This window comes from Nocardia sp. CDC153 (genome assembly GCF_035818515.1).
In the GTDB taxonomy this organism is placed as follows: Bacteria; Actinomycetota; Actinomycetes; order Mycobacteriales; family Mycobacteriaceae; genus Nocardia.
The window spans coordinates 112797-138241 of record NZ_JAYKYU010000008.1; the positions used below are offsets into that span (position 1 = coordinate 112797).

At 69.4% G+C, this 25445-nt stretch carries 22 protein-coding genes; 12 read left to right on the forward strand and 10 right to left on the reverse strand.

What is annotated here, in order from left to right; translation table 11 throughout:
- Positions 1 to 60 precede the first annotated feature (60 nt).
- Entirely contained in the window at positions 61 to 2076 is a 2016-nt protein-coding gene (gene pknB / locus VMT65_RS35700; protein ID WP_326313204.1) for a Stk1 family PASTA domain-containing Ser/Thr kinase, read from the reverse strand.
- A 107-nt stretch (positions 2077 to 2183) separates the two neighbouring features.
- Between pknB and VMT65_RS35705 the strand changes: the two genes are divergently transcribed.
- Positions 2184 to 2552 (forward strand): Rv2175c family DNA-binding protein, encoded by a 369-nt coding sequence (locus VMT65_RS35705; protein ID WP_326313106.1) that lies wholly within the window; start codon positions 2184 to 2186, stop codon positions 2550 to 2552.
- A 22-nt stretch (positions 2553 to 2574) separates the two neighbouring features.
- On the opposite strand, the gene VMT65_RS35710 is transcribed toward VMT65_RS35705, so the two are convergent.
- The 4 genes from VMT65_RS35710 to VMT65_RS35725 all read right to left on the reverse strand — a co-directional run bounded on the left by VMT65_RS35710 (position 2575) and on the right by VMT65_RS35725 (position 8043).
- Positions 2575 to 3495, reverse strand: a complete 921-nt coding sequence (locus VMT65_RS35710; RefSeq protein WP_326313205.1) for a phytoene/squalene synthase family protein — start codon at positions 3493 to 3495, stop codon at positions 2575 to 2577.
- 8 nt (positions 3496 to 3503) lie between these two features.
- The gene (locus VMT65_RS35715) at positions 3504 to 5189 is read right to left on the reverse strand and encodes an alpha-(1->6)-mannopyranosyltransferase A (RefSeq protein ID WP_442790375.1); all 1686 of its coding nucleotides are present in this window, start codon (positions 5187 to 5189) and stop codon (positions 3504 to 3506) included.
- Between the two features lie 64 nt (positions 5190 to 5253).
- Positions 5254 to 6867: a phytoene desaturase family protein gene (gene crtI / locus VMT65_RS35720; protein WP_326313107.1), complete on the reverse strand. Its 1614-nt coding sequence runs from the start codon at positions 6865 to 6867 to the stop codon at positions 5254 to 5256.
- Positions 6868 to 6906: 39 nt separating this feature from the next.
- Positions 6907 to 8043: a polyprenyl synthetase family protein gene (locus tag VMT65_RS35725; RefSeq protein ID WP_442790376.1), complete on the reverse strand. Its 1137-nt coding sequence runs from the start codon at positions 8041 to 8043 to the stop codon at positions 6907 to 6909.
- Positions 8044 to 8297: 254 nt separating this feature from the next.
- Between VMT65_RS35725 and VMT65_RS35730 the strand changes: the two genes are divergently transcribed.
- Together VMT65_RS35730 and VMT65_RS35735 are read left to right on the forward strand one after the other, a co-directional pair.
- The gene (locus VMT65_RS35730) at positions 8298 to 9296 is read left to right on the forward strand and encodes a methylenetetrahydrofolate reductase (protein ID WP_326313108.1); all 999 of its coding nucleotides are present in this window, start codon (positions 8298 to 8300) and stop codon (positions 9294 to 9296) included.
- 92 nt (positions 9297 to 9388) lie between these two features.
- On the forward strand, positions 9389 to 10156 hold the full coding sequence (locus tag VMT65_RS35735; RefSeq protein WP_326313109.1) for a hypothetical protein: 768 nt from the start codon (positions 9389 to 9391) through the stop codon (positions 10154 to 10156).
- On the opposite strand, the gene VMT65_RS35740 is transcribed toward VMT65_RS35735, so the two are convergent.
- From VMT65_RS35740 to VMT65_RS35760, 5 genes are read right to left on the reverse strand one after another with little or no spacing between them, the layout of a single operon-like run.
- On the reverse strand, positions 10153 to 11289 hold the full coding sequence (locus tag VMT65_RS35740) for a glycosyltransferase (RefSeq protein ID WP_326313110.1): 1137 nt from the start codon (positions 11287 to 11289) through the stop codon (positions 10153 to 10155). The genes VMT65_RS35735 and VMT65_RS35740 overlap by 4 nt on opposite strands.
- The gene (locus VMT65_RS35745) at positions 11286 to 12026 is read right to left on the reverse strand and encodes an LppM family (lipo)protein (RefSeq protein WP_442790377.1); all 741 of its coding nucleotides are present in this window, start codon (positions 12024 to 12026) and stop codon (positions 11286 to 11288) included. Before VMT65_RS35745 ends, VMT65_RS35740 begins: the two co-directional genes overlap by 4 nt.
- A gap of 39 nt (positions 12027 to 12065) precedes the next feature.
- Positions 12066 to 12890 (reverse strand): carotenoid biosynthesis protein, encoded by an 825-nt coding sequence (locus VMT65_RS35750; RefSeq protein ID WP_326313111.1) that lies wholly within the window; start codon positions 12888 to 12890, stop codon positions 12066 to 12068.
- Positions 12887 to 14515, reverse strand: coding sequence for a phytoene desaturase family protein (locus tag VMT65_RS35755; RefSeq protein ID WP_326313112.1), 1629 nt, complete (start codon positions 14513 to 14515; stop codon positions 12887 to 12889). Before VMT65_RS35755 ends, VMT65_RS35750 begins: the two co-directional genes overlap by 4 nt.
- Entirely contained in the window at positions 14512 to 15177 is a 666-nt protein-coding gene (locus VMT65_RS35760; RefSeq protein WP_326313113.1) for a GNAT family N-acetyltransferase, read from the reverse strand. Before VMT65_RS35760 ends, VMT65_RS35755 begins: the two co-directional genes overlap by 4 nt.
- Before the next feature lie 202 nt (positions 15178 to 15379).
- Between VMT65_RS35760 and VMT65_RS35765 the strand changes: the two genes are divergently transcribed.
- The 9 genes from VMT65_RS35765 (at position 15380) to mraY (ending at position 25439) form a co-directional block, all read left to right on the forward strand.
- Positions 15380 to 15820, forward strand: a complete 441-nt coding sequence (locus VMT65_RS35765) for an SAV_6107 family HEPN domain-containing protein (protein WP_326313114.1) — start codon at positions 15380 to 15382, stop codon at positions 15818 to 15820.
- A 125-nt stretch (positions 15821 to 15945) separates the two neighbouring features.
- Positions 15946 to 16371: a DUF3040 domain-containing protein gene (locus tag VMT65_RS35770; RefSeq protein WP_326313115.1), complete on the forward strand. Its 426-nt coding sequence runs from the start codon at positions 15946 to 15948 to the stop codon at positions 16369 to 16371.
- A 439-nt stretch (positions 16372 to 16810) separates the two neighbouring features.
- Positions 16811 to 17242 (forward strand): division/cell wall cluster transcriptional repressor MraZ, encoded by a 432-nt coding sequence (mraZ, locus tag VMT65_RS35775; RefSeq protein WP_326313116.1) that lies wholly within the window; start codon positions 16811 to 16813, stop codon positions 17240 to 17242.
- A gap of 185 nt (positions 17243 to 17427) precedes the next feature.
- Positions 17428 to 18408, forward strand: a complete 981-nt coding sequence (rsmH, locus tag VMT65_RS35780; protein WP_326313117.1) for a 16S rRNA (cytosine(1402)-N(4))-methyltransferase RsmH — start codon at positions 17428 to 17430, stop codon at positions 18406 to 18408.
- A 52-nt stretch (positions 18409 to 18460) separates the two neighbouring features.
- The gene (locus VMT65_RS35785) at positions 18461 to 19144 is read left to right on the forward strand and encodes a hypothetical protein (protein ID WP_326313118.1); all 684 of its coding nucleotides are present in this window, start codon (positions 18461 to 18463) and stop codon (positions 19142 to 19144) included.
- Positions 19145 to 19160: 16 nt separating this feature from the next.
- Entirely contained in the window at positions 19161 to 21098 is a 1938-nt protein-coding gene (locus tag VMT65_RS35790) for a peptidoglycan D,D-transpeptidase FtsI family protein (protein WP_442790378.1), read from the forward strand.
- A 140-nt stretch (positions 21099 to 21238) separates the two neighbouring features.
- The gene (locus tag VMT65_RS35795; protein WP_442790379.1) at positions 21239 to 22897 is read left to right on the forward strand and encodes a UDP-N-acetylmuramoyl-L-alanyl-D-glutamate--2,6-diaminopimelate ligase; all 1659 of its coding nucleotides are present in this window, start codon (positions 21239 to 21241) and stop codon (positions 22895 to 22897) included.
- Positions 22894 to 24366, forward strand: a complete 1473-nt coding sequence (locus VMT65_RS35800) for a UDP-N-acetylmuramoyl-tripeptide--D-alanyl-D-alanine ligase (protein WP_326313120.1) — start codon at positions 22894 to 22896, stop codon at positions 24364 to 24366. The genes VMT65_RS35795 and VMT65_RS35800 overlap by 4 nt, the downstream gene beginning before the upstream one ends.
- Entirely contained in the window at positions 24363 to 25439 is a 1077-nt protein-coding gene (mraY, locus tag VMT65_RS35805; protein ID WP_326313121.1) for a phospho-N-acetylmuramoyl-pentapeptide-transferase, read from the forward strand. The genes VMT65_RS35800 and mraY overlap by 4 nt, the downstream gene beginning before the upstream one ends.
- Positions 25440 to 25445 lie beyond the last annotated feature (6 nt).

The following is a 25445-nucleotide window of genomic DNA, read 5'->3' on the forward strand; positions in this document are numbered from 1 at the left end:
AACACGAGAGCCCGGACCGTGGAAACGGTCCGGGCTCTCGCGTTTCCGAGCCTTTGAGAACTAGGGAATCGCAACCAAGGTGATCGTGGATCCGGGTTCGACCGCGTCGCCCGGGGCGGTGCTCTGCGAAATGATGATCGAACTGTCGTTGTTGGCCAGCTGCCGCACGCTCACCGACAGTCCCAGCGCCTGCAGCTTGCTGCGCGCGGTAGAAACATTGGCTCCCAGGAGATTCGGCATCTCGATCGCGCTGTTCACGATCAACACCACGCCATTGCCGGACTCGGTGCTGGTCCCCGCCGCGGGATCGGTCCCGATCACCGAGCCGGACTTGATCTTCGCGTCGAACTGGTCCCGGGTGGAGCTGACGGTCAGTCCCGCCTTCTGCAGCGCCGTCTTGGCCTCGTCCTCGGTCTTGCCCCGCACATCCGGCACCTTCACCGGCTGAGATCCCTTGCTGCGGTACACCTTCACCTGGGCGTTGGCCGGGAGCACGGTGCCGGGGGCCGGATCCACCTTGGCGAGTGAGCCTTTCGGGGCGGTCGAGCCGACCTCCCCACTGTCGACGGGTGTCAGACCCGCGTCTCTGATGGCCTTGTTGACCGATTGAATGTCCTGTCCGGCCTGCAGATCCGGCACCTTCGGCTTCCCGCTCGAGACCAGCACCGCGACCGTGGAGCCCTTGGTGATTCTGGACCCCGCCGCCGGATCGGTGCCGACCACATTGCCCACCGGCACGGTATCGGAGGCCTTGTTGCGGGTCTCGGTCTTGAAACCCGCGCCCTGCAGCGTGGCGATCGCCTTGTCGGTGTTCATTCCCGCGATGGACGGCACCGCCGAATATCTCCCGACCCCGAGCCACCAGCCGCCGATGCCCAGCAGCACCGCCAACGCCAACACGATGCTCAACCAGATGACGACCTTGCGCCGCGATTTCCCGCGATCCTCGATCAGTTCCGATTGATACCCGTGGTTGTTCGGCGGTCCACCCGGCTGCGGTGCGTACCCGGGCGGCTGATACTCCGGAGCCAGCTCCCGCGCCGCCGTCATGACCCGGGTGTGCTGTTGCGCCTGCGGCTGCACCTGCACCGTCGGCGGGTCGGCCGGTAGTCGCGTGGTCAGATCCGCCGCGCCCGGAATCGGCCGCGCGGGCGGATGGTAGGGCTGATGCGGCGCGGGCGTCGGCCCGACGCGGTACTTCGCGCTGAGATGCTCGGCCGATTCGGTCGGTGCGGGCACCCGATAGTCGGGCAGCTGCAATTCCCGTGCGATGCGCCGCAGTTCGCCCGCCATCTCGGTGGCATTGGCGTAGCGGTGCATGGGTTCACGCGCGGTGGCGTGGGCGACGAGGTCGTCGATCTCCGCGGGCACGCCGGAAATGAACCGACTCGGCGCGGGCACATCCTTCTCGACCCGCTGCAAAGCGATCGACAGCGAGTTGTCGCCGGTGAACGGCGTTCGCCCGGTGAGCATTTCGAAGATGAGCACGCCCGCGGAGTACACGTCGCTGCGCGCGTCGGCGGTGCCGCTGGTGACCTGTTCGGGGGAGAGGTAGGCGGCCGTGCCGAGAATCACGCTGTCGGAGGTGATCTTCGCCTCGGCCACCGCGCGCACCAGACCGAAGTCGGCGATCTTCACCTCGCCGGAGTCGGAGATGAGCACGTTCTCCGGTTTGATGTCGCGGTGCACCAACCCGGCCGCGTGCGCCACGCCGATGGCGTAGAGCACCGGTTCGGCGACGGCGCGCACCGCGTGCGGCGGCATGGGCCCGCGCTCGCGCAGCAGTTCGCGCAGGGTGCCGCCCTCGACGAGTTCCATGATCAGGAAGGGGTGGTCGCCGTCCACGCCCTGGTCGTACACCGCGACCAGCGACGGATGCTTGAGCTTGGCCACCGCGCGCGCCTCGAGTTCGAAGCGGGTGAGAAATTGCGGGTCGGAGGCGAACTTCGGATCCATGACTTTGATTGCAACCGGTCGGTCCAATCTGGTGTCCACCCCCCGGAACACCATGGACATGCCGCCACGCGCGATCGGCGCGTCGATGCGGTAGCGCCCTTCCAGCATCTGGCCGATCAACTGCAACCCTTCCGATTTTGTCGAAGCCGCCCCGTGCGGCTCACCCGATGGTAGTCGCGCCGGGGTGTGATGCGACGGTGGCGACGCGAGAGACTACCGTGGTCCGGGTGAGTGCCTTTCCTTGCAGCGAAGACGTCCTGCCGGATTCGGTGACCCTGATCCCGCTGCCCGACGTGGCCGAGCAACTGGGCATGGTGGTCACGCGGGTCCATCAGATGCTGCGCGACCATCAGATAATCGCGGTGCGCCGCGATGGCGTTGCCGGAATTCCGAAGGAGTTCTTCGATTCCACCGGCGCGGTGGCCAAGCACCTGACCGGTCTCATCACGGTCATGCGTGACAGCAAATACACCGACGAGGAAATCCTCGAGTGGATCTACACCGAGGACGAGTCCCTGCCCGGTCGCCCGATCGACGCCATCCACGGGCCGCTGGCCCGCGAGGTGATCCGCCGAGCGGCGGCCGATCCGTTCTGAAATAGCTGGACCAGCGTCGCGGTCAGTTCCGCAGTGGACTGGCCGCGACGAATTCGCGCGCCGCGACACGTAAACGACGGTGTTGAGGTACGACGGCCCGACGGGTGAAAACCGCGTAGTCGGCCCGTTCGATCTCATCGAGAATTCCGCCGTACAGCGTCGCCGCCGTCCGAATGGCCGGGCGGACCCGCGGGGCGAGCAGATCGATCCCGGGAATCGCCCGCCGATAAATCCCCCGATTGATCGCGATCAAATGCGCCAGCGCCCGCCGCACCCGCGGATCTGTGCGCCCCGATTCCCGGCAGTGGAACAGCAGTTCGGCATCCACCCCGAATGCCGCCAATTCGTCGGCGGGCAGATACACCCGCCCGCGATCGAGGTCCTCGGCGATATCCCGCAGGAAATTGGTGAGCTGGAACGCTTCCCCCAGCGCGGCCGCCGCCGGTTCGGCGTCGGCGGTCGGGACGACGGTGCCCAGCACCGGCAGCAGTTGCAGCCCGATGGCGGCGGCCGACCCGCGCATGTACTCGTTCAGTTCCGCCATGGAGGCGTACCGGTCGCGATACTGCGGCCCGCCCGGAATATCCATGCGCATGGAGTCGAGGAAGACCCAGAAGTGTTCGGCCGCAATCGAATACCGCCGAATGGTGTCGGAGACCGCCAGCAGCACCCGGGCCTCGCGCCCGTCGACCGCCTCGATCGGCGCGTCCACCAGTCGCGCCCGCAGTTCGTGTTCGATCCGATCCAGCCGCGCGGTCGATTCCGCGGCCCGCTCCGGCGCGTCGCTGGCGTCCACGATGTCGTCGACCAGCCGGGCGAACGCGTAGAGCGCGTGCACCGCCGGTCTTCGCTCGGGTTCCAGCAGCCGGGTGGCCAGGAAGTAGGTGCGCCCGTGGGTGGCGGCGATCCGGCGGCAGTCCCGGTAGGCGCGATCCAGCGGCATGGGCGCGGTCACGCCGCGCCGGGTGCGGCCGTGCCGCCGAGCTGCTCGGCGGGCGGGTGGCTGTCGGTATGCGGGTGTGCCGCCCGCAGTTTCAGCGGATCCACCTGGACCAGCGAGAGCGCGGCCACCACCGCGGCGAAGATCGCCAGGGTGCCGTGCACGTAGTTGGTGACGGGCGCGCCGTCCGGCTGGAAGATCAGCATGAGCCACGTGCACAGGCCGACCAGGATCTGCAGCGTCCGGGTGGACAGCGCGAACCCGGCCGCCAGCGCCAGCGGCCACGAGTAGTACCAGGGCAGGGCCGCGGGCGAGAGGATCACGATGGCCACGAACGCCACGAGAATGCCGAGCACGGCCTCCTTCTCGCTGTTCTTGAACCGCCACCAGGCCCACACCAGGATCGCCACCATGACGGCCGCGCACATGATGCGGGTGACGTTGAGGACCGAGTCCATCGACAGCGGCGTCACCCAGGTGACGACGTGCGCCATGATGGTCGGCAGCGAGAGCCAGTTGATGATCTTCTTCGAACCGGAAAGCGCGGTCAGCCAGCCGATCTGATGGTCGCGCAGCCCGGTGGCCCAGGTCGCCACCGCGAACACGGCCGCGAAGACCGCCACACCCAACGCGCTGATCTTGGCGAAACTCAGGACGGGATGCGGCAGTTCGCCCTCGTTGCGCGCCGCGCGGCGCTCGCGTTCGTGAATCATCCAGATCCACACCAGGAATGGCAGTGCCACGCCCGCGGTGGCCTTGACGGCCACGCCGACCGCGACCACCACGATGCCCGCCACGTGATGGTGTTCGAGCACCAGCGCGATGCCGGCGGCCATCAGGCCCACCATGAGCATTTCGTTGTGCACGCCGCCGATCAGATGGATGAGCACCAGCGGGTTGAGCACCGCCAGCCACAGCGCCGTGGTCGGCTTGCCGCCGAGATGTTTGGTCAGATGCGGGACCGCCCACACCATGAGCGCCAGGCCGGGCAGCATGACCAGCCGCAGCGCGATGGTGCCCGCGACCACGTTGTCACCGGTGATCGTGGTGATGGCCCGCCCGATGAGCAGGAAGATGGGCCCGTATGGCGCGGTGGTGGTGGTCCAGACGGAGCTCACATTGTCCAGCACCACGGCGGCGTTGGCCTTGAGCTCAACCGGTCCGTACACGTAGGGGTTGATGTTGTCGCGCAGCATCGCGCCCTGCGCCAGATACGAGTAGGCATCGCGGCTGAACATGGGGACCGCGAGCAGCAGCGGGGCGATCCAGATGCCGACGATGGCGCGCAGTTCGTTGAGGGTCACGTCGATGCCCGGCTGTTTGCCGATGACGATGCGCCCCAGTCGGACCCACGCCGTGATCATGGCGATCACGCCGATCCACACGAACAGTGACGAGAGCACCAGCCCGTGTCCCATGCGCAGCCAGGACAGGTGCATGGCTTCGAGCAGCGGGTCGTTCCGCCGGGTGCTGCCCGCGCCGAAACCGCCGAAGGTGATCAGCAGCGCGCCGAAGAATCCGAGCGTGGCCGAATGCCCGGCCGGGCCGCGCACGAAGTCGCCGAGGGTGTGCATCCACCCCGTGGTGTTGCGCTTCCAGCCGTGCGATGCGGGGCCGTCGACGGTCGCCCGCGCGGCTGCGGTGGAGCTCTGCGCGGTGTCCGTGGCGATGGCGGCGTCCGTATCGGGGGTCGGCATAGGCGGTCTTCCCCCCGGAAAGGTCGGCGGCGGCGGGCCGCGGTGGTACAAGGACGCGGTCAGTCTAGTGCTTACCCGCCGGTACCACTGCCCCGGCATCGAGTGATCGACTGACGGCATGTCGCGCATCACCCGTGATACGCGCCGCAGCCAGTCTGCCCGACAACAGCACGGTCGGCACGCCGACGCCGGGCACGGTGCCCGAACCGGCCAGGACGACATTCGCGCGGGCGCGCACCAGGTTTCGGGTGCGGAAGGGTCCGGTCTGGCGGAACAGGTGCGCCGCGGAGAACGGGGTGCCCGCGAGCATCCCCCGGGCCTGCCAGGTGCGCGGGGTGTCCACGTGGTCGACGCGGAAGTGCTCCGAAATGCCTTGGTAGCCGCGCTCTTCCAGGGTTTTGAGGAGTTCGCGCAGGTAGAAGGGGGTGAGCTGGTCCCAGCCGAGGGGCGCGGCGGCCAGGTTGGGGCAGGGGGCCAGCAGCGACAGCGGCTCGTAGCGGACGGTCTCGCGCAGATGGCCGTCGCTGTCGATGTGCCGCTCGGGGCGGTCGATATAGAGCGAGGGGTCGGTGAGCGCGGGCCGGGTGAGCAGCAGCGACGGGTCGCTCATCAGGCGGCCGCGGCCGGGGCGTGCGGCGATCTCGGCGAAGGTCCGGTCCCAGGCGTGCCCGAAGTCGATGGTGTGATGCGCCTGCACCGGCCAGGTTCGGGCGATCTCGGCGGGCACGGTGCCGTGCGCCACCACGGCCGAGGGCGAGGCTCGCAGGCCGCGGCGATGGCGCAGTCCGAAGCGGGGGAGGGAACCGATGTCGGCGGTCACCACCACGGCGTCGCAGTCGACGACGCGGCCGTCGGCGGTGCGGACGGCGGTGGCCCGCCTGCCCTGGTAATCGATCCCGATCACGTCGGCGTTCAGCTCGAGGGTTCCGCCCGCCATGATGAGGGCCCGGCCGAGCGCCTCGGCGATGGCCCGCATACCGCCTTCGGGGTAGTACACGCCCAGGCAGGTGTCCATATAGGGAATGGCCCCGTAGACGCCGAGCGCCTGGTTCGGCGAGGTCCCCGCGAACAGCGCCTGAAAGCTGAACAGCCGCGCGATCTGCGAATCCCGCACGATCGCACCGACTTTCGGCCCGAGTCGCCCGAAGGCGCCCAGCCGCACCAGCTTCGTCAGCGCCACCCGCTTCTCGGGAATCCGGACCATGTCCAGGGGTGAATCGAAGTTGGTGTCCATGAACTGCCGGAACTCGGCCTCGTACACGCCTTTCAGCCATCCGCGCAGCCGCCGGTAATTCCGCGCCACCCGCGCCCCGCGCAGCCGTTCGAGTTCGGCGGCCATCCGCTCCTCCTCGGAGTAGACGCCGACCACCGACCCGTCCGCGAACCGCGCCCGATAGGCGGGTGCCATCTCGAGAATCCGCAGCCCGACCGACTCCCGGGTGTGCCCGACCACCCCGAGTACCTCGTCGATCAACTCGGGCAGGGTGAGAATCGTTGCCCCGGAATCGATCTCATAGTCGGGTCCGCGATACCGGCCGACCCGCCCGCCCGGATGATCCGCCCGTTCGAGCACGGTCACCTGCCGCCCGGCCGCGACCAGATGCAACGCCGCCGAAAGCCCGGACAGTCCAGCGCCGATCACCACGACCCGATCAGTCGGCCCCGCAACAGTTTTCATGCGAACCAGTTCTTTCGTATCGACCGATGCGGGTTGGGCTCAGTAGGCACGCGCGGTGGCGGCCAGGGCCATGGCGCGCAGTTGCCGCTTGGCTTCGGGCGTCGCGGTGCTGGCGTCCAGGGCGGTGAGGGCCTGATCGGTGAGCGAGCTGATGCGCTTCTCGACCGCGTCGACCGCGCCGAGATCGGTGATGGCCGTGCGCAATTCGGCCACCTGCTCGGCCGTCACGTCGGTGCCGAGGCTGGAGCGAATGAGGTCCCCGACGGCCGGGGCATCGGCGTCGGCGCGTTGGAGGGCCTCGGCGATGAGGACGGTGCGCTTGCCCTCGCGCAGGTCGTCGCCCGAGGGCTTGCCGGTGACGGCCGGGTCGCCGAAGACGCCGAGCAGGTCGTCGCGCAGCTGGAAGGCGATGCCGATGTCGGTGCCGAATTCCCGGTAGGCGGCAATGAGTTCGGGGGAGGCGTCGGCCAGCGCGGCACCCATGTGCAGCGGCCGTTCGATGGTGTAGGCGGCGGTCTTGTACCGGTTGATCCGCAGCGCGGCCTCGACGGTCTCGTCCCCGGCGGATTCGCCGTGGATGTCGAGCAGCTGCCCGCCCAGCACCTCGGTGCGCATGGCGGCCCACACCGGTGCGAAGCGGGCGGCCGCGTCGGCGGGCAGTCCGGCGTCGCGGGTCATATCGTCGGCCCAGGCCAGCGCGAGATCGCCGATGAGCACGGCGACGCTGACCCCGTAGTGGTCGGCGTCACCCCGCCAGCGCTGATCCCGGTGCCGCTGTTCGTAATCCACGTGCACGGTCGGGAATCCGCGCCGGGTGCGCGAGGAATCGATGATGTCGTCGTGAATGAGCGCGCACGCCTGCACCAGCTCCAGCGCCGAACACGCGGTCAGCACCGCGTCCGCCTCCGGCTCGTCGGCGCTGCGCCCCGCCCCCAACCATCCGGTCCACGCGAAAGACGGCCGCGTCCGCTTGCCCCCGCGGATCACGAAGTCCTCCAACGCCCGTGCCGCGTCCACGAACACCGGCCCGAGCGGCTCGACGATCGGCTCCCGGGTCCGGAAGAACGCTGTGAGACGCTCCTCCACGGCGGCGACGACCGAGGCCGCGCCAACCTGCTGGCGGCTGTGGGTACCGGGTCCGGCGGACAGGGGAGCCTCCTTGGTGAGTGCCGCCACGCGGCAAATGCCCAACCCCGCCGATCGGCCCAAAGCCCGCCCACGGGATCCGCCCCCGACAATACCCAGCCCCACACCGCCCCCAGGAATCGGTTGCGCCCGCCCCAATCCCCGCCCGCCCCGAAGTGACCCACACCATCCCGGCACGCCCGCCCGCCAGACCGCACTGCGGGCAGCGGCGCGTCCGGGTCTCACCTGCTGGGATAAGCGCAGGTCGGGGGGCGGGGCCTCATCTCGACCCGTAAAATGTCCGCGTGAGTTTCGACAATGTACGGGGATATTCGACCCCTGGCCGAGTTTCCCGCACACCGCAAGGGTCCGGAACTCGGTCGGTGGTGCAGCAGTTGGGGCCGCGTCCCGACGGGTCGATTCCCTTCTCGGTCGAATTCAATCCCCCGCGCGATGCCGCCGGTGAGGCGCGGCTGTGGCGGGCCGCGCGCGAGTTCGAGCGGCTGCATCCGGCATTTGTGTCCATGACCTACGGCGCGGGCGGGTCCACCCGCGATCGCACCATTCGGGTCACCGGGCAGTTGGCGCGCGAGACCACGCTGCTGACGGTCGCGCACCTGACCGCCGTGGATCACTCTGTGGCCGAACTGCGTTCGATCGTCGGCGCGTACGCGGATTCGGGCATCCGGAATCTGCTGGTGCTGCGCGGCGATCCGCCCGGCGATGTGCTGGGTGAGTGGGTCAAGCATCCCGAGGGCGTCGAGTACGCCGAGGAACTGGTCCGCATGGTGCGCGATCTGGGCGACTTCCACGTGGGCGTGGCCTCGTTCCCGCAGGGCCACCCGCGGTCGGACAACCTCGACGACGACACCCGCTTCCTGGTGTCGAAACTGCGTGCGGGCGCGGAGTATTCGATCACCCAGATGTTCTTCGACCCGGAGCACTATCTGCGCCTGCGCGATCGCGCCATCGCGGCCGACCCGATCGAGGGCGCGAAGCCGATCATCCCGGAACTCATGCCGATCACCTCGCTGCGCACCGTCGAGCGCGCGGTCGAGCTGTCGGGTCGCGCCCTGCCGCCGAAGATCATGGAGCGTCTGCACCAGGCCGCCGGCGACGGCCCGGAGGAGAATCGCGCGGCGGTCCGCGCGGTCGGCATCGAGATCGCCACCGAGATCGCCGAGCGCCTCATCTCCGAGGGCGCGCCCTGCCTGCACTTCATCACCCTGAATTTCGCCAAGGCCACCGGCGAAGTGTTGGCGAACCTCGGCTACACCATGTCGCCGACACCCGCCCACGCCTGAACAACCGACCGGCATGCCGGAGCAAATGTCCGGTTGTTGCTGGTCAGCGGAGTAGCCTCCCCCTCGACTCGTGACCTCGAGGGGAGCCTCCCATGTCCGTGTTCCACCACCTCGTCCGCGTAGCGGGCGCCGTCGGCGTCTGCGCACTACTCACCGCTACCGGCCCGGCAACCCTGACCGGCACCGCGGCCGCGGCACCCGCCACCCCGCCCGCGACCCTCACCGCCGAGGCCGCCGCCGCCCTGGCCGCCATCGCCACCGCGGGCGGCGCTGCCACCGCGGGCGAGGCCGCCGCACCCACCGACTGGCTCTCGGCCTACAACCAGACCGTCGACGGATTGCAGGCCCTGGGCGTCGAGCCCTTCCTCTACCCGACCGCGGCCCCCTTCTGCCTGGGCGGCACCACCTTGGGCCTGGCCCCGGCGGTGGCGGGCACGGTGCCCGGCCCGTGGCCGCGCTACACGGTTTCCATTCCGGGCCTTGACCTTTCGGCCGTCAAGGCGGGCCAGGCCATGTTCGCCTTCGTGCCCTACGGCATCGGCAAGGACGGCGCGGACACCTCCGGCATGCAGGTGGCCTGGGTCAACCTGACCACCGGCCGCGGCGGCCTGGTCCCCATGGGCCCGCTCACCCAGGTGCTCGACGGCATGATCCCGCCCCAGGTCCCGAATGAATTGCGCCCCACCGTCGAACAGGCCGTGCGCGACTACTTCACCGCCGCCCTCCCGATCGGCGGGGTGCGCGCCGTGCCCGTCAATACCGGCTCCGGCACCGTGCTGGCCGCCATGTTCGGCACGGTCCGCAATGGGAACACCACCTGCTTGTTCCTGCCCACGGTGGGAATGACGCCGGTGCCCTAGACCTTTCGGCCCTTCCAGCGCAGGGTGCCCGCCCGGCGGGCACCGTGGGAGCGGGCGGAGAGCCCGAGATATGCGGCCACGGACAGCGGATGTGCCAGGGCGGCAACGGCATCCGCGGGTTCGACGGGTCCGCCGCGTTCGGTCGAGCGGGCCAGCAGGCGCGCGGTCACGGCCGCGGCGTAGCCGAGCAGCCCGATCCGGCGAACCCGTCCGCGACCGAGTATGGCCGCCAGTGGCGGAGCCCAGAAGGTCAGTGCCGCAACCGAACCGACGGCGAGACTGCCGACGGGACCGCCGTAGGCCGACCACAGCCAGCGGCCGTATCCGTCGGCGAGTTCGCTTGCCTCGCGATACATGCGGGTCCGCGCGAGCGGCCCGGCCGCGACCAGCGTCGTGCGGTGCCCGCGTCTTCGAAGCTCCCGGGCGATCGCCAAATCCTCGGTGACGCTGTCCGCCACCACGGTATGCCCGCCGAGCCCGCGATACGCGGCGGCGTCGAAGACCAGGAACTGCCCACAGGCCACGGCCATCGAGGGCCGCAAGAGGCGATTAGCCAGCGCGACAGGCAGAGTCGAGGCCCAGGACCAGGCCAGCAGCGGCTGTACCAGATGCTCCACCGGGGAGCCCGCGAGTTGCTCCGGCCAGGGACAGACGAGTGCGGCTCGGCTCGAACGCAATTCGCGCACCGCCGCGGCCAGCGCATCGGGCGCCAGCCGAATATCGGCGTCGAGGAAGATCAGCACGTCTTCGCCGGAGGTGAGGTCGGCGAGCCGGGCGCACGCCGCGGTCTTACCGGTCCAGCCCGCCGGGGGATCGATGTCATTGCGGGCCAGGAAGAAGCGCTCGTCCGCACCGATGGCGGCCAAGGCGGCGTCGCCGGTCCCGTCGGTCGACCCGTCGTCGAGGATGACCACGCCCAGATCGGAAATCCCTTGCTGGGCACGGAGGTCGGCGATCAACGCCGGTAGTCGCCCGGCCTCGTTCCGGGCCGGAATCAATACGGTGACCGGCTCGGTGATCTCTCGCGCGTCGGACCGAAGCCGGGGCATGCCCAGGCGATTCGCGAGGGCGGTGGCCGCGCCGAGGGCAGCCACGGCGCTTCCGGCCGTCACCGCCCTCGCCGCGAGACTCATCGGACCTTGGTGCGATCGGGGCGCAGCCAGCGCGCGGCCCGGACGTAGGCGGGCGGATCGGGATTGCGGACCATGTAGGCCAGGACGGCGACCACGGCGGCGACGGCGAGGGTGATGCCGCCGACAATGCCCGCCCAGCCCGCGAAGGACCGCGTATTCGGGTCGGCGTAACCGACTTCCGCGCGCAGCGTGCTGACATCACCGGCGGGCAGCTTCCAGCTCACCACCGAATCACCGTCGCGGGTGCCGTTGGTGGTGGCGACGCGCGCCGGGAAGGCGACGGTCAACTGCACATCGGACCCCTGCGGCGGCAGGCTCTTCAGATCCACCCGGCCGCTCAGCGTGACCAGGTCGCCGGTGCGGTTGAAGACCAGGTTGAACATACCGGAGGTCTGGTCGGACATGGAGCCCAGCTGCTGCACCTCACCGAAGGTGAGATCGTCGAAATACACCTGGCTGCCGACGTATCCGTCCTGCGAGTAGGAGTCCACCCGCACCTTGCTCTGCAGCCCGTCGGGGGCCTTCAGCTGCGGGCCCTTGTCCTTGTCGTTCTGCGGCACGGCCGCCGCGACAATGCGGCCCGACACCCGGTCGTTGGAGGACACACCCATCGACACCTGCACCCGCAGGCATCCGGTCAGCAGCACGGCCAGCCCCGCGAACAGGACCACCGCCAGCATCCGCACCCACCGGCGGGGCCGCCGCTCGGGGCTGATCCCTGACGCTGGCTCGGGCATTTCCTCTGCTGTCGACATGATCGGACTCGGCTGCACGGCTCACATCGTGCCATGCGTGCCCGGCCGCAGGGTGATTCGACGGGCACCCAGCTGTCGAACCAGCGGAAACCCCAGCACCCCGAGCCCGCAGAACCCGTACACCGCCGACACCGGCAACCCGAGAAACACCGCGTGCGCCAACGTCGACCCGAGCCAGGTCCACAGGAACACCGCCACCGGAACCGCACGCGCCGCACCGGTATCCGCAGCCGTCCGATCCCACGCCTCCAGCAACCCGGCCATGATCAACGCGACGACGAACCACCCGAGATAGTTCGTTACCGGAATCCGGTCCAGCCCCGGCAGTCCCGCAACCGTCGAGCACCAGCTCCACTGCCCGTCCGCGACCATCTGCGGATCGAGGAACAGATCCCACCCGACCGCTCCCACCGCCGTCAGCGCAATCCGCCGAGCCGCCGGTGAAACCCGCCCCACCGCAGCATCACCCACCCTCCCCGCCACGATCCACACCGGATACAGCCCACCGGTCCAAGCCAACGCCACCACCACCGGCACCCCGAGCACCTCCGGCCCCAGCCGCCCACTCGCATAGTCGTAGCAACCGAACGGAAACCCCGTCGCCGTTCCGACCACCTCGGCCCCCAACCCGATCCCCGACACGATCACCAGCAGCCCCGCCGCCCATCGCAACCCCCGCGTAACCACCGCATGCACCAAAGCCGTACCCGCCGAAAGCAAGACGACCACCACGGTCACCCGATCCCGCCCCGTCCCGTGCGCCAGCGGATACGCGATCTGCACCAGCACCAGCAGAACGGCGGGTACGACCGCGACGGCCGTGGCCCGTGAGATGGACGTCCTCACCTGCGTAGGAGTGCGAATCGACCGGGTCGCAGATCGCGTTCCACCAGCCGAGCCGCACTGCGCCCGCTGGCTCCCGACACCCCGCCGCCCGGATGGGTCGAGGCACCGGTGAGATACAGCCCCGGTGCGCCGGGCACGCGCTGGCCGGCCAGTTCCGGCAGCGGTCGCCACATGAACATCTGGTCGATGGACATCTCGACGTGCATGACATTGCCGCCGAGCAGGCCCATTTCGGCCTCCAGGTCGGCGGGGGTCTGGACGAAGCGGTGCCGCACGGTGTCGGCGAAACCCGGTGCGTACGAGTCGAGTTCGGCGATGATGCGGTCGCCCTCGCGGTCGGCGTGGTCGGACCACTTCGTGCCGTCGGCCAGGTCGTAGGGGTGCCACTGCGACCACAGGGTCAGATTGTGTTCGCCCGCCGGGGCGAGACTCGGATCCAGGGCGGTGAAACTCATGGCCAGCACCACCGGTCGCGGCGGCAGGTCACCGGCCAGCGCGGCACCGTGCGCGCGCCGCAGTTCGCGGCGGTCGGTGACGAGAAGCTGGAGGCCATGGGCGGATTCGGTGGACTCCGCGCCGGGATAGCGGGGGAGCGCGGTGGTGGCCGCGCGCACGACCATGCCGATGCCGGGGCCGACGCGAATGCGGCGACGCCAGTCGGCGATCGTCGCCGCGTCGAAACCGCCCCGCTCCAGCAGGTTCAGCGTGGTGAGAATGTGGCAGCCCGCGATGACGGTGTCCGCGTGGACGGTTCGCCCACTCTCGGTGCGCACCGCCCAGCCGTCACCGACCCGCGCCAGCGACGCGACCGCATCCCCGGCACTGACCGTGCCGCCATCGGACTTCAGCCGTTCCACCAGCGCCGCGCTCAACGCGCCGCTCCCGCCGACCGCCCGCCCCGGCGGCAGGATGTGCATGAGCGCCGCGAACCCGACCATGGGCGCGGAGCCCGGCTCCGACATGGGTGGCCCGGACTGCGCCCCGAACCAGGCCAGCGCCGCCTTCAGTCGCTCACTGTCGAAAAGACTGTCCAGCAGGGCATCTCCGGACTGCATCATCTCCCGCGAGAGCGCCCCGCCGCTGGCCCGCCCGGTCGCCCCGGCGGCCTCGCGAGGATCCATGCCCCAGAACGACTTCAGCAGCTGCCCGCCCGTCGGCGTCCCCGAGAACGCCCGCATGACCCGCACGCTGCGCGGCCCCCACACGGTCGCGAACCGCCGATACGCCTCGGCGTCTCGCTCACCGCAGGCCGCGGCGATCGAGGCGCAGGTCCGGTCCAGATCGCGGTGGAACACGATGGGCGGCAGGTCCGAGCCGGGCGGTGCGGGCGCGAAAGCCCAAGGATCGCAATCGATGTACCGCAGCCCGAACTCGGCGAGCTCCAGCTCCTCGATGATCCCGGTGTGCCGGATCATGATGTGCGCCGACGACCCGCGATCGATCTGGTGTCCCGGGAACCGCTCGATCGTCGAGACCGCCCCGCCCAGCACGGTGTCCCGCTCCAGCACCTCCACCCGATGCCCGGCCCGCGCCAGGTAGCAGGCCGCGACCAGCGCATTGTGCCCCGAACCGACAATCGCGATGCGTCGAGAGCTGCGCCGGGATCCGATGTCCGCCTTGCTCACTGCGTCTGCTCGGGCCACTGCGCGTTCTCCGGCCACTGTGCGTTCTCCGGCCACAGGGGCAGCCGCCGCCCCAGCACCGCGAACCGCCGGGTGTCGCCGGAGAAGATGAAGTGCCGCACCACATCCCCGAACCCCTGCCGCCGATACAGCCGCCAGGCCCGGTTCGCCTCCCGATCCACCTCGGGCGTGGACAGCAGCACCGTGCGCTCGGGCCGGTTCTGCAGCAGCCGCGTCAGCAGGATCTCGCCGAGCCCGCGCCCCTGCGCGGCCGGGTGCACGTGCAGCTCGGTGAGCTCGAAGTAGTCCGAAAGCAGTTCCCGCGCCGCGTGTTCGGGCCAGCCGGTGCGCCGCATACCGCTGTACACCTGCTGATGCCACCACTGGTGCGGCGCACCGTGATAGCCGTAGGCGATGGCCACGATCGGCGCGGTGCGCAGGTCCAGCCGCCCGTCGTCGTCGGGCAGCACCGCGGCCACGGCCTGCCAGCCGGGGCGCGTGGTGTGCTCGGTCCACATGGGCGCGCGCTGGTGTTCGGTGCCGCGCGGATAGTCCATGGCCGCCACATAAACCGCGAGGGCGTCGTGCAGCCGGTGCCGCAGGGTCGCGGCCGACAGGTCGACCACGACGGGTGCGGGTGTCGGTTTGGGGGTGACTGCGGTCATCGGCGGGACGCAACTCTCCGTTGGCGCGGACAGATGGATTCGACAGTAGCGCCACGGCGGACGGCTCAACTTGTCGGTGGGTCTCTCTATATTCAAACCCAACAGAAACCTTCGAATACCTGTTCGATCTTGCGGGGCCACCTCGGCATACGCCACGGCCACGTCGGCATGAATCGGGTAAGCGAGTGGGGAGGTACCCGAAATGAGCGGGAAAACAGAACGGTCGGGCCACCCCGGCCGCGCCGGAGACCTACTGCGCAAGGCGGATGGTCTATTGCTGCAAGCCGAGGGGGAAACCGATCCCGCGGAGCGGTTCCGCACCGCGTACCTGGCGGCATTGCGCGGCGCGGCCGCCGTGCTCGCCCTCACCGGCGCAGACCGCGCGCCCCGCGCGCGTTCTCGCAACGCCTGGGTCCTGATGCAGCGCGCGGCACCGGAATTCGTGATGTGGGCCGACTATTTCACGGGTCAATCCGAGACCCGCGCGGCCCTGGAAGCGGGGTTGCCAAGACCCGTCGATGATCGCCGCGCCGACGAGTTCGCTTCGCGGGTAGGCGCATTCCTGCACGACGTGGAGGATCTGCTGGCCGCCGCGGCTCGGCTGCGCCCCAGTTCAGGGTGGGTAACCGGAATGCTGGCGTGAGTATCGGCGAGTAGGTGGTCGCGCTCTGATCGAACTCGTATTATTGGTGGCAGACAGCCGCCAAGGTCGGCTATCCGTCGTCTACCCGGAGGCGACAGCCACCACCTAGTGCCGGGGGAGGTACCGTGCCACTCTCCGAGCACGAGCAGCGCATGCTCGAACAGATCGAGAGCGCGCTCTATGCTGAGGATCCGAAGTTCGCCTCGACTGTTCGGGGTGGACGGTTACGTTCTGCCACCGGCCGACGCAGACTTCAGGCGGCAGCCCTGTTCGTCCTCGGTCTGTTCCTATTGGTGGCCGGCATTGCCGCACCGTTCAAGCCGGGCGGGTTCCCGATCATCAGTCTGGTCGGTTTCATCGTCATGTTCGCCGCGGGCGTGCTGTTGCTGATCGGTGGCCCCCGCATGAGCGGGTCGGCGAGTCCGTCGGGCGATGCGCATCCGAGCACGGGCGGCGCCCCCGGTGCCAACCGCGGTAAGCAGCGCAAGCCGGGCGGTTTCTCCGCCCGCATGGAGGACCGCTTCCGCAAGAGGTTCGAAGAAGGCAGTTAGCTCCACTCGGCCGACTGGCCAGTTCCGTTCGGCCGACTAACTGAAACACTCGCGACACGCCGTGACGCCACACCGATTTCGGGTGTGGCGTCACGGCGTTTCTTGTAGGTGCCGTTTCGGCGTGTCGCGCCGATCCGGGGATTCCCCACACCTCCCCACGCACCCTCCCCACCCCGCCCCACGGCCGCCTGGAATGCCCGCTATCTGCGGGTTTGCTGGCTGTTGTCGGGTGCTCATCGGCGCGCGTCGCGCGTGTCGGGGGAACTGCGAGAAATCTTCCCCACCACCGTGATAGCTGGTGTGACCTGCGAAGTTCGCCAAGCGGGGACCGAGATCACCGCTGCTTTCGATTGAAAGTGGGGGAAAGTGGGGTAATGTGGAGCGCGCACTACAGGAGGCCGAACAGTCGAGAGGGTGATCCGGTAGGAGGTGTCGGGGCTTGTTTCTCGGTACCTATACCCCTCGGTTGGACGACAAAGGGCGACTGACGTTGCCTGCGAAGTTCCGGGACGAGCTGGCGGGAGGGTTGATGGTCACGAAGGGACAAGACCACAGCCTTGCCGTGTATCCCAAGGACGAGTTCACCGCGCTCGCGCGGAGAGCCGCGGCCGCTTCCCGATCGAACCCGCAGGCCCGTGCATTCGTCCGGGCCTTGGCGGCTTCCTCCGATGAGCAACGTCCGGACGCACAGGGCCGGATCATGCTGTCGCCCGAGCACCGCCGCTACGCCAATCTGACCAAGGATTGCGTGGTGATCGGCTCGGTCGACTTCCTCGAGATATGGGACAAGACGGCGTGGGATTCCTACCTCGCCGAGCACGAGGAGGATTACTCGCAGGCCAGAGACGAGTCGCTGGGCGGGATCTTCTAGCCCGCAGCGAGGCGAGTGCCCTGCGGCCTCTGCCCGACACCGACCCTGACGTACTTCCCCAACGCCAGGTGCGGTGCTTCGGTCAGAGACCACGGGGCATTCGCGTAACTTTCTTAGGTCCGATTCGCCAACTGCCCTGTGCGGCCGTGCGAAGAACGTGAGGCAGGAAATTCCGGGAGGTCCAGGTGCACCGAGGCAGTGACGGCCCCCGCCATGTTCCGGTTCTCCTGCATCGCGCCGATGAAATCCTCGGCCCCGCACTGCATTCCGATGGCGCTGTCTACATGGACTGCACCCTGGGTCTCGGCGGTCACGCCGAGTACTTCCTGCAGACCTATCCCAATATCCGCCTGGTCGGCCTGGACCGGGACACCTCCGCGCTGAAGCTGGCGGGCGAGCGACTATCCCCCTTCCAGGACCGGATCACCCTGGTGCACACCAGGTACGACGGTATCGCCTACGCCCTGGAACAAGCCGGACTACCCGAGAAGTCCTCGGTCAACGCCATTCTCATGGACTTGGGTGTGTCCTCCATGCAGCTGGACGAGGCCGAGCGCGGCTTCGCCTACTCCATCGACGCGCCCCTGGACATGCGGATGGACTCCAGCACCGGCCCCACCGCCGCCGACGTGCTCAATACCTACAGCCACGGCGAGCTGGCCCGGGTCCTGAAAATCTATGGCGAGGAACGCTTCGCGGGCAAGATCGCCTCCGAGGTGGTCCGCCGCCGCCAGCGCACGCCGTTCACCACCAGCGCGCAACTGGTGGAACTGCTCTACGACACCATTCCCGCCGCCGCCCGCCGCACCGGCGGGCATCCGGCCAAGCGCACCTTCCAGGCGCTGCGCGTCGAGGTGAATCGGGAGCTGGAATCGCTCGAGGCCGCCCTGCCCGCCGCGCTGGACGCGCTGGCACCCGGCGGCCGGATCTGCGTCATGAGCTATCAGTCCCTCGAGGACCGGGTGGTGAAGACCGAGCTGGCCAAGCGGTCGGCCTCGCGCACCCCGCTGGACCTGCCGGTCGAATTGCCCGGCATGGGACCGGAATTCAAGATCCTGACCCGTGGCGCGGAGAAGGCGACCCAGCAGGAGATCGACGAGAACCCGCGCGCCGCCCCCGTGCGCATGCGGGCGGCGGAACGGATCGCAGGGGAGGAGCATTCGTGAAGTTCGGCGTACACAGGTGGCGAGGGGCGACCCGCTGGATCGGGGCCGCGCTATGACGATGCAGAAGCAGGCGGCGGGCCGGGGGGCTCGCCGGGTGCAGGCCGCCGAGCGCGTGAAATCGGGTGCGGCCCAACGCGCCTACGCCAAGCGACGCAATCGCGAGGGCGGCAAGACCGAGATTCCGGGCATGCGCCGCGGCCGCCGCAGCGACTCCATGCCGCGCGGCCGCATGTCCTTCGTGGCCACCATCATCGCCCTGCTGGGCTGCGGGCTGGCCCTGACGCTGCTGCTCACCACCCGCGCCACCGAGGACTCCTACCAGCTCGGCGATCAGCGCCGCGCCAACCAGAAGCTGTCCGACGAACGCGACGCCCTGCAGCGCGAGGTCGCCGCCGCCGACTCGGCCCCCGAATTGGCCCAGCGCGCCGCCGAACTCGGCATGATCCCGGCCAAGGACCCGGCCCGCCTGCTGATCGGGCCCGACGGCCAGGTCACCGTGGTCGGCAATCCGCAACCCGCCCAGGGCTCCCCGGTCCCGCCGCTGAACACCACGCCGCCCGCGCCGGTCCAACCCCCGAAACCGGGCCAGCCCCAGGCCGACCGCGTCGTTCCGGTGACCACCACGCCCGCGCCGCCCACCTCGGCCGCCGTACCGACGACCACCGCCGCGAATCCCGTTCCGGCCGCGCCGACGCAGCAGAACCCCCAGGTCCAGGCGAACGGGGCACCGCGATGACGAACGGAAACGCTTCATGAGCCCTACCCGCGCGGGGCGCGGGCGCGACTCGGGGCGCGGCAGGACGACCGCCGCCCGCAGCCGGAGTGGTTCCGGCCGTGCGGGTTCGGGCCCCGGTCGCCAGTCCAGACCGCGGCCCGCTCCGGGCCTGGATTCGGGGACGCGCTTCCGGTTCGGAGTGGGTCGGGTGGTCATGCTGGTGGCGCTGGCCGTGGCGGCCATTCAATTGCTCTGGGTGCAAAGCATTTCCGCGCCGAAACTGTCGGCGGAGGCGGCGAGCCAGCGCACGGTGAAGGTGGCCGATCCCGCGACCCGCGGGGCCATTCTGGACCGGTATGGGAAATCTCTCGCTTTCACGATCGCGGCCAAGGCGTTGACCTTTCAGCCGGTGCGGGTGCGCAAGGATCTGTCCGACGAATACGACAAGAAGCCCAATTCCGCGCCCAAGCCCGAGGATCGACTCGCGGCCATCGCCAAATACATTCACGACAAGCTCGGCAAGGACGCTCCCGAGAAGGACATTCTCGACAAGCTGAAGAGCGACGAACCGTTCGTGTACCTGGTGCGGAATGTCGATCCCCGGATCGCGGCGGATATCAATCTGCAGTTCCCCGAGGTCGGCCTGGAACGCCAGGACATGCGCGAATATCCCGGTGGTTCCTTGGCCGCCAATGTGATCGGCGCGACCGGCTGGGACGGGCACGGCCAGATCGGCCTGGAGTCCTCGATGGACGCGCAGCTGGCCGGCTCCGACGGTTCGCTCACCTACGACCGCGGCTCCGACGGCGCGGTCATCCCCGGTTCCTGGCGCGACCGCCAGCCCGCGGTCAACGGCTCCGGCGTCGAGCTCACCCTGGATTCGGATCTGCAGTACTACGTGCAGCAGCAGGTGCAGCAGGCCAAGGATCTCTCGGGCGCGGGCGCGGCCTCGGCGGTGGTGCTGGACGTGCACACCGGCCAGGTGCTGGCCATGGCCAACGACAACACCTTCAACCCGGCCATGGACCCGAACACCTGGTCCACCACCGACCTGGGCAACCCGTCGGTGCAGGAGGTCTTCGAGCCCGGCTCGGTGAACAAGATCGTCACCGCGGCCGCGGCCATCGAGTACGGCGTGACCACTCCCGATGAGGTGCTGGACGTTCCGGGCAGCATCAGCATGGGCGGCGTCACCGTGCACGACGCCTGGGTGCACGGCAACGCGCCCTACACCACCACCGGCGTCTTCGGTAAGTCGTCGAACGTGGGCACCCTCATGCTGGCCCAGCGGGTCGGCGAGGACCGCTGGTACGACATGGTCAAGCGCTTCGGCATCGGTCAGCGCACCGGCGTCGGCCTGCCCGGCGAGAGCGCGGGCGTGCTGCCCGCGCGCGACCAGTGGTCGGGTTCCACCTTCGCGAACCTGCCCATCGGCCAGGGTCTTTCGATGACCACCCTGCAGATGACCGCCATGTACCAGGCCATCGCCAATGACGGCGTGCGGATTCCGCCGCGCATCGTGAAGGCCAAGATCGCCCCCGACGGCGTCCGCACCGAGGAGCCACAACCCGACGGCATCAAGGTGGTGTCCCCGCGCACCGCGCAAACCCTGCGCCAGATGTTCCAGGCGGTGGTGCAGAAGGATCCCAATGGCGGCAACCAGGGTGGCACCGGTGTTCCGGCCGCCATCGAGGGCTATCAGATCGCGGGCAAGACCGGCACCGCCCAGCAGGTCGATCCCAAGTGCCACTGCTATTCCAGCGACCGCTACTGGATCACCTTCGCGGGCATGGCCCCCGCCGACAATCCGCGCTACGTGATCGGCATGATGCTGGACGCGCCGGTGCGCAGCTCCGACGGCAGCGGCGGCGGATCGGTCGCGCCGCTGTTCCACAGCATCGCGTCGTGGCTGCTGCAGCGGGATCGCATCCCGCCGTCGCCGCCCGCCAAACAGCTGGTTCTGCAGGCGAGTTAGAGCAGGGAACACATGATCGTGAGGTACGCCGCCGCCGGTGCGAGGACCGGCGGGTGACCGAACTACGCCGTGCCGATCGCGCGGCGATCGAACACAGGTAACCTGACACGTCGATCCGGTCAGCCGGACGATTCATGCATATGACAGTCACCCCGGAGAGGAGCTTCGTGCCCGCGCAGTCCAGCCCGCAGGTGCTTCGGCCCGCTGCCAATGCAGCGACCAGCCTGCGTCAGGTGGCAGAACTGACCGGGGCGCGCAGCGCCGGTACCGGAACGGATCTGGCGAACATCCAGGTCACCGGCATCGAGCAGCGGTCGAATGCCGTTCTGCCGGGCGATCTTTTCGCCGGTCTGGCCGGAGAGAAGGCCCACGGCGCCCGCTTCGCCCACGACGCGGTCGAGCGCGGAGCCGCCGCCATCCTCACCGATCCGGCGGGCGCGGAGCTGATCGGCGAGATCGCCGTCCCCGTCCTGATCCACGACACCCCGCGCGCCGTGCTCGGCGAGTTGTCCTCGGCTCTTTACGGTGACCCGTCTCGCAAACTCCGCATCGTCGGCATCACCGGCACTTCCGGCAAAACCACCACCTCGTATCTGGTGGAGGCCGGTCTCGCCGCCGCCGGACTGCGCACCGCGCTGATCGGCACCATCGAGACCCGCATCGGCGGCGTCCGGGTGCCCTCGGCGCTGACCACACCGGAAGCGCCGCAGCTGCACGCCATGTTCGCGCTCATGGTCGAGCGGGGCGTGGACGCGGTGGTCATGGAGGTGTCGAGTCACGCGCTGGCGCTGGGCCGGGTGGACGGGGTGTCCTTCGCCGTCGGCGCGTTCACCAACCTGTCGCAGGATCACCTCGACTTCCATTCCGACTTCGAGGATTACTTCGCCGCCAAGCGCCGGCTGTTCATTCCGGACGGCCCGGACCCCGCCGCCGCGCCGCGCCCGTCGGTGGCCGCGCGTCGCTCGGTGATCTGTGTGGACGACGAGTGGGGTCGGCGGCTGGCCTCGGAAATCCGCGACGACCTCGCCGCCGCCGACGAGACCCGGTTGTGGACCGTCGCGACTCACGCTGGCGCGCAAGCCGACTGGACCGCCGGTGCCTCGACCGCCGGCCCCGGCGGCACCCAGGAATTCACCGCCGCGGGCCCGGGTGTCAATGTGGATGTGCGCCTGCGACTTCCGGGCGCGTACAACATCGCCAATGGCCTGCTGGCCGTCGCGGTCTGCGCGGCGGCCGGGGTCGATGCGGAGACCGCCGCCGCGGCGCTCGGCGACGTCGACGTCCCGGGCCGCATGCAGCGGGTGGACAGGGGTCAGGAGTTTCTGGCCGTGGTGGATTACGCGCACAAGCCCGCCGCGATCGAATCGGTCGTGGCGACCTTGCGCACGTGGTTGGCCGAGCAGGGGGAGGGGCGTCTGGCGGTGGTGGTGGGCGCGGGCGGTGATCGCGATACGGCCAAGCGGCCCTTGATGGGTGCGGCGGCGGCGCGCGGCAGCGACCTGGCCATCATTACCGACGACAATCCGCGCAGTGAGGACCCGGCGGCCATTCGCGCCGCGGTGCTCGCCGGTGCCGATCAGGTGCCGAGCGCGGAACGCGGTGAGGTCCGGGAGGTTGGGGACCGGGCGGCCGCGATCAAGGCCGCCGTCGACTGGGCCCGGCCCGGCGACGTGGTGTTGATCGCGGGCAAGGGACATGAGACAGGGCAGGAGATTTCAGGCGTGAAGCATCCGTTCGACGACCGCGAGGTACTCGCGGCCGCCCTGTCGGAAAAGACGAGGGACCTGACGCATTCATGATCGAGATGACTTTGCGGGAGATCGCGGAGGTCGTCGGCGGCACGCTGCACGACGCCCCCGACCCCGAGGCGAAGGTCACCGGCGCGGCCGAATTCGATTCGCGCCGGGCGGGTTCGGGTGACCTGTTCCTGGCGCTGCCGGGCGAGCACGCCGACGGCCACGACTTCGCGGCGCAGGCCGTCGCGGCGGGCGCGGTCGCGGTGCTGGCCGCGCGGCCGGTCGGGGTCCCGGCCATCGTGGTGGAGCCCCGGCCCGGCAATACGCGCGCCATCGCCCTCGCTCACGACACCGACGGCTCGGGTGCGGCCGTGCTCGACGCCCTGGCCAAACTGGCCCGCGTCAGCGTCGACCGCCTGGTCGCCGCGGGCACCCTGACCGTCGTCGGCGTGACCGGCTCCTCGGGCAAGACCTCCACCAAGGATTTGATCGCCGCCGTGCTGGCCCCGCTGGGACCCGTTGTGGCCCCGCCCGGTTCGTTCAACAACGAGATCGGTCACCCCTGGACCGCCCTGCGCGCCGACTCCGACACCCGCTTCCTGGTGCTCGAGCTCTCGGCCCGCGGTCCCGGACATATCAAGGCGCTCACCGAGATCGCCCCGCCCAGCATCGGCGTCGTGCTCAATGTCGGCACCGCGCACCTGGGCGAGTTCGGCAGCCGCGAGGCCATCGCGCAGACCAAAGGCGAACTCGTGGAAGCCCTTCCGGCCGACGGCCTGGCCGTGCTGAACCTCGACGACCACCTGGTCGCCGCCATGGCCGAACGGACCCGGGCCCGGGTGGTCACCGTCGGGCAGGCCTCGAACGCCGACGTGCGTGCCTCCGACGTCACCCTCGACGACCAGGCCCGTGCCCGATTCACCCTGCACGCCAACGGCGAATCGGCCGATATCCGGCTCGCCGTGCACGGCGAGCACCAGGTCGGCAACGCGCTTTCCGCAGCCGCTGTCGCCTTGGGCCTGGGCGCGGACCTCGCCACCGTCGCGAACGCGCTGTCCGGCGCGACCGCCGCCTCGGCCCGTCGCATGGACGTGCGCACCCGCGCCGACGGCGTCACCGTCGTCAACGACTCCTACAACGCCAATCCGGATTCGGTGCGCGCGGCGCTCAAGGCGCTGGTCACCATGTCCAAGGCCGGAACGCAGCCGCGCCCGAGCTGGGCGGTGCTCGGCGAAATGGGTGAGCTGGGCGAGGAATCGGTCCTCGAACACGACAAGATCGGCCGCCTGGCGGTGCGGCTGGACGTGGATCGTCTCGTCGTCGTCGGCCAGGGCCGACCGGTGCGGGCCATGTTCCAGGGCGCGGTGCAGGAGGGCTCCTGGGGCGAGGAGGCCGTCCACGTGCCCGATATCGACGCGGCCATCGCGCTGCTCGACGAGGAGTTGGAGCCCGGTGCGGTGGTCCTGGTGAAGGCCTCGAAGTCCGTGGGCCTGTGGACCGTCGCCGAGCATCTGCTGGAGGGCGCGCGATGACCCAGATCCTGCTGTCGGCGGCCATCGCGCTGACCGTCTCCATCCTGCTGACCCCCGTGGTCATCCGCTACTTCGCCAAACAGGGCTTCGGACAGGAGATCCGGGTCGACGGCCCGGAGAGCCACAAGGCCAAGCGCGGCACCCCCACCATGGGCGGCGTCGCCATCATCATCGGCATGTGGGCCGGATACCTGGGCTCGCACCTGATCTCCATGACCTACGGCGAACCCGGCCCCTCGGCCTCGGGCCTGCTGGTCATGGGTCTGGCCACCGCGCTGGGCTTCGTCGGCTTCCTCGACGACCTGATCAAGCTGCGCAAGCAGCGCAACCTGGGTCTGACCGCGGCGGGCAAGTACATCGGCCAGCTCACCGCGGCCGTCGTCTTCGGTGTGCTGGCACTGCAATTCAAGAACATGCACGGCCTCACCCCCGCCGACAAGCACCTGTCCTACACCCGCGACATCAATACGGTGTCGATGGCCGTGGTGATCTTCCTGGCCTTCGTCTGCCTGCTGGTGGTGGCCTGGTCCAACGCGGTCAACCTGACCGACGGGCTGGACGGTCTGGCCGCGGGCTCGATGAGCCTGGTGCTCGGCGCGTACATGATCATCACCTTCTGGCAGTGGCGCAACGCCTGCTCCGCGCACGCGGTGGCGGGCTGCTACAACGTGCGCGATCCGTTGGATCTGGCGCTGGTGTGCGCCGCGGGCGGCGCCGCCTGCATCGGCTTCCTGTGGTGGAATGCCGCGCCGGCCAAGATCTTCATGGGCGACACCGGTTCGCTCATGCTGGGCGGTCTGCTCGCGGGTCTGTCCATCACCACCCGCACCGAACTGCTCATGGTCGTGATCGGCGCGCTGTTCGTGGCCGAGGCCGCATCGGTGGTGCTGCAGGTGGCGGTCTTCCGCACCACGCGCAATCGCCTGTTCAAGATGGCACCGTTCCATCACCACTTCGAGCTGAGCGGGTGGGCCGAAACCTCGGTGATCATCCGGTTCTGGTTGCTGGCCGGCATGGCCTCGGCAATCGGTCTGGGCCTGTTCTACAGCGAATACCTCTCTGCGGCAGGGTGAGTGAGC